This is a genomic window from Nocardia neocaledoniensis, from assembly GCF_029868625.1.
GTDB classification, from domain to species: Bacteria; Actinomycetota; Actinomycetes; order Mycobacteriales; family Mycobacteriaceae; genus Nocardia; species Nocardia neocaledoniensis_A.
Genome location: NZ_JARWOJ010000289.1, coordinates 1 through 7,063, shown reverse-complemented (window position 1 = coordinate 7,063; position 7,063 = coordinate 1). Strand labels below are relative to the sequence as shown.

6 protein-coding genes and 1 pseudogene are annotated in these 7,063 nt (G+C 70.4%); 1 reads left to right on the top strand and 6 read right to left on the bottom strand.

The window, feature by feature from the left end:
* Positions 1–195: 195 nt before the first annotated feature.
* The gene (locus QH270_RS21905) at positions 196–2,400 is read right to left on the bottom strand and encodes an AAA family ATPase (RefSeq protein WP_280345559.1); all 2,205 of its coding nucleotides are present in this window, start codon (positions 2,398–2,400) and stop codon (positions 196–198) included.
* 222 nt (positions 2,401–2,622) lie between these two features.
* Between QH270_RS21905 and QH270_RS21900 the strand changes: the two genes are divergently transcribed.
* A complete protein-coding gene (locus QH270_RS21900; RefSeq protein WP_280345557.1) occupies positions 2,623–3,015 on the top strand; it encodes a hypothetical protein in 393 nt (130 codons plus the stop codon).
* Here QH270_RS21900 and QH270_RS21895 read toward each other — a convergent pair whose 3' ends face one another.
* From QH270_RS21895 to QH270_RS21875, 5 genes and pseudogenes are all read right to left on the bottom strand, one after another.
* On the bottom strand, positions 3,016–3,369 hold the full coding sequence (locus QH270_RS21895) for a UBP-type zinc finger domain-containing protein (RefSeq protein WP_110039322.1): 354 nt from the start codon (positions 3,367–3,369) through the stop codon (positions 3,016–3,018).
* Between the two features lie 131 nt (positions 3,370–3,500).
* Positions 3,501–4,946 carry an ATP-binding protein gene (locus QH270_RS21890; protein ID WP_280345554.1) on the bottom strand — a complete coding sequence of 482 codons (1,446 nt, stop codon included), beginning with the start codon at positions 4,944–4,946 and terminating at the stop codon, positions 3,501–3,503.
* Positions 4,947–4,954: 8 nt separating this feature from the next.
* Positions 4,955–6,622, bottom strand: coding sequence for an FAD-dependent oxidoreductase (locus QH270_RS21885; RefSeq protein WP_280345551.1), 1,668 nt, complete (start codon positions 6,620–6,622; stop codon positions 4,955–4,957).
* A gap of 34 nt (positions 6,623–6,656) precedes the next feature.
* The gene (locus QH270_RS21880) at positions 6,657–6,836 is read right to left on the bottom strand and encodes a hypothetical protein (RefSeq protein ID WP_280345549.1); all 180 of its coding nucleotides are present in this window, start codon (positions 6,834–6,836) and stop codon (positions 6,657–6,659) included.
* An 86-nt stretch (positions 6,837–6,922) separates the two neighbouring features.
* Positions 6,923–7,063: pseudogene (locus tag QH270_RS21875) on the bottom strand (AMP-binding enzyme); the annotation flags it as partial.

Sequence of the window (7,063 nt, the reverse complement as noted above, 5' to 3'; positions counted from 1 at the left end):
CCCCCCCCCCCCCCCCCCCCCCCCCCCCCCCCGCCGCGCCCCCCCCTCTCCACTTTGTTTGTTTTGGGGCGCGGGGGGGCGGGGCCCGGCGCCCCCCTGTGGGCCCCGGGCCCCCCACCGCCGCTGCGCGGCGGAGACCCTCCTCGGGGTCGGGTCGTTGGCCGGGTTTGTTGTCGAGGTCGCGTCCCGCGTGGTTCAGGCGCGGCTTTCGGCGTAGCGGCGCAGCGACTCGACCTGGGCGGCGTCGAGCGAGGGCCGGACCGTCGCGCGGGCGGTGGCCACGTCCTCGGCGGTGACGTCGGCGGCGGCCATGTCGCGGCGCAGTGCCGAGAGCGCGGCCTCGCGCAGCAGGGCCGCGCAGTCGGCGGCGGAGTAGCCGTCGAGGTCGGCGGCCAGCGCCGCCAGGTCGACGTCCTCGGCCAGCGGCACCGAGCGGCCCGCGGTCCGCAGGATGTCGAGCCGGGCGTCGGCGTCCGGCGGCGGCACGAACACCAACCGGTCGAGCCGGCCGGGGCGCAACAGCGCCGGGTCGATCAGTTCGGGCCGGTTGGTGGCTCCGACGACGACCACATCGCGCAACGGCTCCACGCCGTCCAGCTCGGTGAGCAGCGCAGCGACCACGCGGTCGGAGACGCCGGAGTCGCTGCTCTGGCCGCGCCGCGGCGCCAGCGCGTCGACCTCGTCGAGGAAGATCAGCGACGGCGCGGAATCGCGGGCCCGCTGGAACAGCTCGCGCACCGCGCGTTCGGACGAGCCGACCCACTTGTCCATCAGCTCAGCGCCTTTCACCGCGTGCACGCTGAGCTGACCGGTACCGGCGAGCGCCCGCACCAGGAAGGTCTTGCCGCAGCCGGGCGGGCCGTAGAGCAGGACGCCGCGCGGCGGATCGATGCCGAGGCGGGCGAAGGAGTCGGGGTGGCGCAGCGGCCACAGAACCGCTTCGGTGAGTGCCTGTTTGGTCTCGACCATGTCGCCGACATCGTCGAGGTCCAGCGAGCCGATCGCCAATTCCTCTGTCCCCGAACGTGACAGCGGCCGGATGACCTCCAGCGCTCCGACCAGATCGTCCTGTGCGAGCTCCGGCTCGCTCTGCTCGCGACTGGCCCGCCCCGCGGCGCGGACCGCCGCCTCCCGGCACAGTGCCGCGAGATCGGCCACCACGAATCCCGGTGTGCGCGAGGCGATCACCTCGAGGTCGAGGGTGCCCACCGGCACCTTGCGCAGCAGTTGTTCGAGCAGGGCGCGGCGGATCACGGCCGTCGGCAGCGGCAGCGCGAGTTCGCGGTCGCACAGGTCGGGGCCGCGCAGCCGCGAATCCACCTGTGCGGGATGGGCGGTCGTGGCCAGCAGGGCCACACACGGTGCCTTCATCGCCGCCCGCAGCTGGTCGAGGATGAGGGTGGCCACCGGTTCGGCCTCGGCGGGCAGCAGCGCGTCGATATCGGTGATGAGCAGGACGCCGCCGCGCCCACCGGCCACGTCGCCCACCGCCTCGGCGACCTCGCGGAGCCGCGATCCGCTCTCCATCGCGCCGACGCTCGGCCCGTCGAGCTCGACGAGCCGTCGCGGTGCGGCCACCGCTTTGGCCAATGTCGTCTTGCCGACTCCGGCGGGACCGGTGACCAGCACACCCAGATGTGCGGGCGCGCCGAGGGTTTTCAGCAGTTCGGGTTCGTCGAGTGCCAGGCTCAGCCACTCCGCCAGCTTGGCGGCTTGGGCCTGCACGCCCGCGAGGTCCTCGACCGGGATGGCCGCGCTGCCCGAACTCACCGACACCGCGCTCTCCGGCGCCCCGTTGGTGTCGGTGTCGGCGTCGCGCTCCACCGCGTGCATGATCGCGGCGGGCCCGCGACCCCAGCCGACGGCCGAATTCGGTTGCACGCTCACCGGTCCCGGCATCGGCTCGATCGCGGTGACGGTGAGCAGCTCGGTCGTCCAGGCGATGCCGAAGGCGCGCGAGAGTGCCTGGGTCGCGGCGGCCGAACTGATGTCGGGCCCCAGATCGCGCGGCAGCAGCGACACCGTGTCACCGACCGTCACCACTTTGCCGAGCAGGGCCTGCCGCAAAGTGGCCGCGGGGATGCCTGCCGTGGCCTGCGCCGAACCGCTCAGCGAGATCTGCTTGGCGCCGTAGACCGTCACCGGGGTGACGGTCACCGCCGCGTTCTCCCGCAGCCCGACATTCGACAGGGTCACATCGTCGAGCAGCGCCACCCCCGGCGCGGTGCCCGCCGGCGCCTTCGCGACCACCGCGGCGGTGCGGCGCGCGCCGATCAGCGCGATTCCGTCCCATTCGCGCAGGCCGAGCGCGGTGAGCGTCTCGGGGTGCAGACGCACCACCCCGCGCCGGGCATCGGCTGCCGAGGGATTGAGCCGGGCGGTCAGCGAGAGTTCAGCCACCAGACCATCCTAGGGAGATCGGTGCGTCGCTCACCGGCATCCGCTGGCATCCACGTGGGCGAGGTGGCATCCTTACGAGCCGAACGGGACCACGTCGTTTTCGGCCGCCTCGCATCCGAGCGGTGAGACGTAACGCCGAAGGCGCAGTATCGCCGCTCGGATGCGAGGTCACGAGGCCGAAAACCCGCGGCGCCAGCCGCCAAGAACACGGGAATGCAGCAGATGAATCGAATCTCCCTCGTCGTCCTGGCCGCCGGAGCGGTCTGCCTGACACTGGCCGGGTGCGGTTCCGACGAGTCCGCCGACGCCAGCGGGCTGCGCAAGGGCACGCCGTCATCCAGCGCGAGCGCGAGCGCGACCAGCACGAAGCCCGCGGCGAGCGCCACGCAGGCGCCCGCCGCCGCCACCGGCGCCGACATCACCTGCGCGCAGTTCAAGACCCTCGACAGCGAGGGCGAGAAGAAGGCGATCGACGAGATCCTCGCGGCCCATCCCGGTGGCCCCTTCGAGGGCAGCCCGAACGTGGCGCTCGGCACCGCCAAGCTGGTGTGCCTCGCCCCGGGCAACGCCGACAAGACCGTCGCCGAGGCCGCCGGGATCAAGCCGCAGGGCTGATCAGTGGATGTGTGACTGCCAGTCGGCGGGTACCCGGTCGGCCGGACCCGGCACGGTCTGGCCGATCGGGTGACTGGTCGGCGCGGCGAGCTCGGGACCGCCGCTGTACATCTCCTCGGTCGAGAAGTTGTAGAACCAGTCCTCGCCGGGCTCGTAGCTCTGCATGAACGGGTGCCCGCTCGCCTTGAAGTGCTTGGTGGCGTGCTGACTGGGCGAGCTGTCACAGCAGCCGATGTGCCCGCATTCGGCACAGCGGCGCAGGTGCACCCACCAGCCGCCGGCGGCGTCGCATTCCACACACCCGGCGCCGCTGGGCGGCACGCTCGGATCGATACCGTCGAACTCTTCCGACATCATTGATCTCCGTTCCGTTGGCGGCTGGCGCCGCGGGTCCTCGGCCTTTCGGCCTCGATTCTTCCCTCCTCCGTTCAGTCGCTGCGCTCCTTCTCTCCGTCAGTCCAGAATCGAGGCGGCCGAGAACCGTTTCAAAGGTCCGCCGTTTGAGATCCCTGCGGGTTCAAGGGCAGCCGGACGATGAATCGGGTGTCGCCCGGCTCGGATTCGACCCGGATGTCGCCGTGGTGCTTGTTGACCACGATCCGGAACGAGATGTCGAGGCCGAGCCCGGTGCCGTCGCCGACCGGCTTGGTGGTGAAGAAGGGTTCGAAGATCCGGCCGATGGCCTCGGGCGCGATACCGGGCCCGGTGTCACCGATCTCGACGACGGCGCAGTCGTTCTCCTTGTAGGTCCGCACGGTCAGGGTGCCGGTGCCGCCCATCGCGTACACCGCATTGTCGATCAGATTGGTCCACACCTGGTTGAGCTCGGCCGCGAAACACGGCACCGCAGGCAGCGCACGGTCGTAGTCCTTGACCACCTCGACGCCGTCGCCGAGCTTGCGGTTGAGCATCACCAGCGTGGAGTCGAGCAGTTCGTGCAGGTCGACGACCTGATACGGCGCGCGGTCCATCTGCGAGTACTGCTTGGCCGCGCCGACCAGGGTGGAGATGCGGGTCGTCGAGTCGGCGACCTCGTTCATCAGCAGCTCGGTCTCGATGGTGTAGTTCAGCCAGCGGATCGCGCCCTCGAACACCTGCGCCTGGCAGGCCTCGAGCGTGGCATGTACGCCCTCGAGCCAGTCGACGTCGAGGCCGGCCTGCACGAAGGTCGGCGCGAGGTTCCAGCCGTCGGCCAGGCCGTGCTCGTCGAACCAGTCGGCCAGCGCGTCCTCGCGGTCGGCCGCCTCGAGCGGGGACAGGTCGGGTGCCTTGGCGACCTGCTCGGCGGCCTGTTCCTGCAGCTCCACCAGCTTCACGAACGCCTCGGGCTGGAACTTGCCCTCGGCCATCATCTTCAGCTTGTGCCGCATCCCGGCCACCCGTTCGCGCAGGCCCGCCGTGGCGCGGACCGCGGCGGCGGCGGGGTTGTTGAGCTCGTGGGTGAGTCCGGCCGAGAGCGAACCGAGCGCGAGCAGTCGCTCCCGCTCCGCGATCCGCTGACTCGACTTCTGCCCGCCGTAGAACGCGCCCTCGAGCAGGTGCACGGCCATCGGGAACCAGTCCTTGACCATGCGCGCGAAGTCGGCGGCGGCCAGCACCAGGAACCGGGACCGCCGCTCGACATACATCGACCCCGCGTAGTCCTGGCTCACCTTGTCGCCGAGGTAGGCCATCCAGGCGCCCGCGTAGACACCGCGCTGGTCGGTGCGGTTGATCTCGATCTCCATCCCGCCCGAGAGCTTGGTGAGCCGCACCTCGCCGTCGATCAGGACGTAGAAGCAGGTCGCCGGGTCGCCCTCGCGATACACCTGGCCCGCGTCGATGTACTCGATCCGGCCGACCGCGCACAGCTGCGCGAGCTGGTCGTCGTCGAGCTTCTCGAACAGGAACAGCGTGCGCAGTTCGTTCGGGTCGCAGATCAAATCGCTCATTCCCGCTCCTAGGCCAGATACCGGTGGACGAGCATGACGGCCATCGCGCCCTCGCCGACCGCGGAGGCCACCCGCTTGGCCGATTCGGCGTGCACGTCACCCGCGACGAAGACGCCGGGGACGCTGGTCTCGAGATGGTGCGGCGGACGCGGTAGCTCCCAGCCCGGCGGACGGTTGCCGTCCACCATCAGGTCCGGCCCGGCGACGACGTAGCCGGCCTCGTCCCTGGTGACGACGCCGTCGAGCCAGCCGGTCTGCGGCGCGGCGCCGATGAACAGGAACAACCGGTGCGCCTCGACCTTGTCCTCTGTACCTGCCTTGTTGTCGCGCAGGATGATTCGTTCGAGGTGATCGTCACCGTCGACACCGACCACCTCGGTCTCGGTGTGCACCACGATGTTCGGGATCTGCGCGATCTGCTGGATCAGGTAGTGCGACATGGATTTCTCCAGCGCGTCGGCGCGAACCACGATGTGCACGCGGCGCGCGTTGCGCGAGAGGAACACCGCCGCCTGCCCAGCCGAGTTGGCGCCGCCCACGATGTAGACGTCCTGATCGGCGCACTCGGCGGCCTCGGTCATGGCCGAGCCGTAATACACACCGCGCCCGGTGAATTCGTCCACCCCCGGCGCCGGATGACGTCGATAGTCCACGCCGGTCGCGATGAGCACGGTGTGCGCGCACAGCGTGCCGCCGTCGGCGAAGCGCACGGTGCGCGCCGAACCGTTGACCTCGAGGCCCACCACGTCGCGAGTGGTGATGATCTCGGCGCCGAACTTGGCCGCCTGCCGCCGCGCCCGATCCGCCAGCTGCGCACCGGACACGCCGTCGGGAAAGCCGAGATAGTTCTCGATCCGCGAACTCTGCCCGGCCTGTCCGCCGGTGGCGGTGCGTTCGACCAGCACCGTGCGCAGCCCTTCCGAGGCGCCGTACACGGCGGCGCCGAGCCCGGCCGGCCCGCCGCCGACCACGATCAGGTCGTAGAAGTCGCCGCTCGGTTGCACGGTGAGCCCCACGTTCTCGGCGAGCTCGCTGTCGCTGGGCTGGACCAGCGCCGAACCGGCGGCGGTGATCACGACCGGGCAGCGCAGCGGATCGGCGCCGGCGGCCTCCAGCAGCCGCGCGCCCTCGGGCTCGTCGACCGGGTACCAGCGGTAGGGCAACTGGTTGCGCGCCAGGAACTCCCGCACCTGCGAGGATCGCGGCGACCACCGGTCACCGACGACCTTCGTCTCGTACACGGGCCGATGCTCGGCGCTGCGCCAGGCGGCGAGCAATTCGTCCAGGACCGGATAGAGCTTCTCCTCCGGCGGGTCCCACGGCTTGAGCAGATAGTGATCGAGGTCGATGACATTGATCGCGTCGATCGCGGCGTTGGTGTCGGCGTAGGCGGTCAGCAGTACCCGCCGCGCGTAGGGATGCAGGTCCATCGCCTGCTCGAGGAATTCGATGCCGTCCATGCCCGGCATCCGGTAGTCGGCGATCAGGACCGCGACGGGCTGCCCGCGCAGCTTCATCTCCCGCAGCGCCTCCAGCGCCTGTGGGCCGGACTCGGCGCGCAGGATCCGGTAATCGGCGCCGTATCGGCGGCGCAGATCGCGCACCACGGCCCGGGAGACCCCGGGATCGTCGTCAACGCTCAGAATGGCCGGTTTGGTTACCGCGGGAGTGCTCACCCGTCGAGTATCCCCCTTCGCCCAGGGTGCGCGCTCAGAGCTGGTTGTGCAGCACCAGGTCGAGTTCGCTGGGAGTCAGCAGGCGTTCGAGGCGTTCGTCGCGTTTGCGGCGGGTGAGGGCGGCGCGCAGCGCGGAGCTGTCGTCCGGCTCGATGGTGGGCAGCAGCGGGACGTCGTTGAAGGTCCTGCGTGGCAGGAAGGAGCGCAGTTTCACGGCCGATCACCTCGGTTCGACGACAGGGTCGCGGTGGGGTTGGATAGTAGTTGAAACACGTCCATTTAAGAAAATTTTTACAGGCAGGTCGCGATGGCGCCGATCTGGGCGCGCACGCGTTCGGCCAGTTCCTCGCGCAACTGCTCCGGGTCGACCTCGACGCCCTGCTTGAGCACGACATAGGCCAGCGGAAGATGGCCCTTGAGCTCGTCCGGGACGCCGATGAC

What these genes read in the sequence shown, in the direction of transcription:
- QH270_RS21900 (WP_280345557.1), top strand. Translation starts at nt 2,623, where the DNA reads ATGAATCGAATCTCCCTCGTCGTCCTGGCCGCCGGAGCGGTCTGCCTG.
- QH270_RS21895 (WP_110039322.1), bottom strand. Translation starts at nt 3,369, where the DNA reads ATGTCGGAAGAGTTCGACGGTATCGATCCGAGCGTGCCGCCCAGCGGC.
- QH270_RS21890 (WP_280345554.1), bottom strand. Translation starts at nt 4,946, where the DNA reads ATGAGCGATTTGATCTGCGACCCGAACGAACTGCGCACGCTGTTCCTG.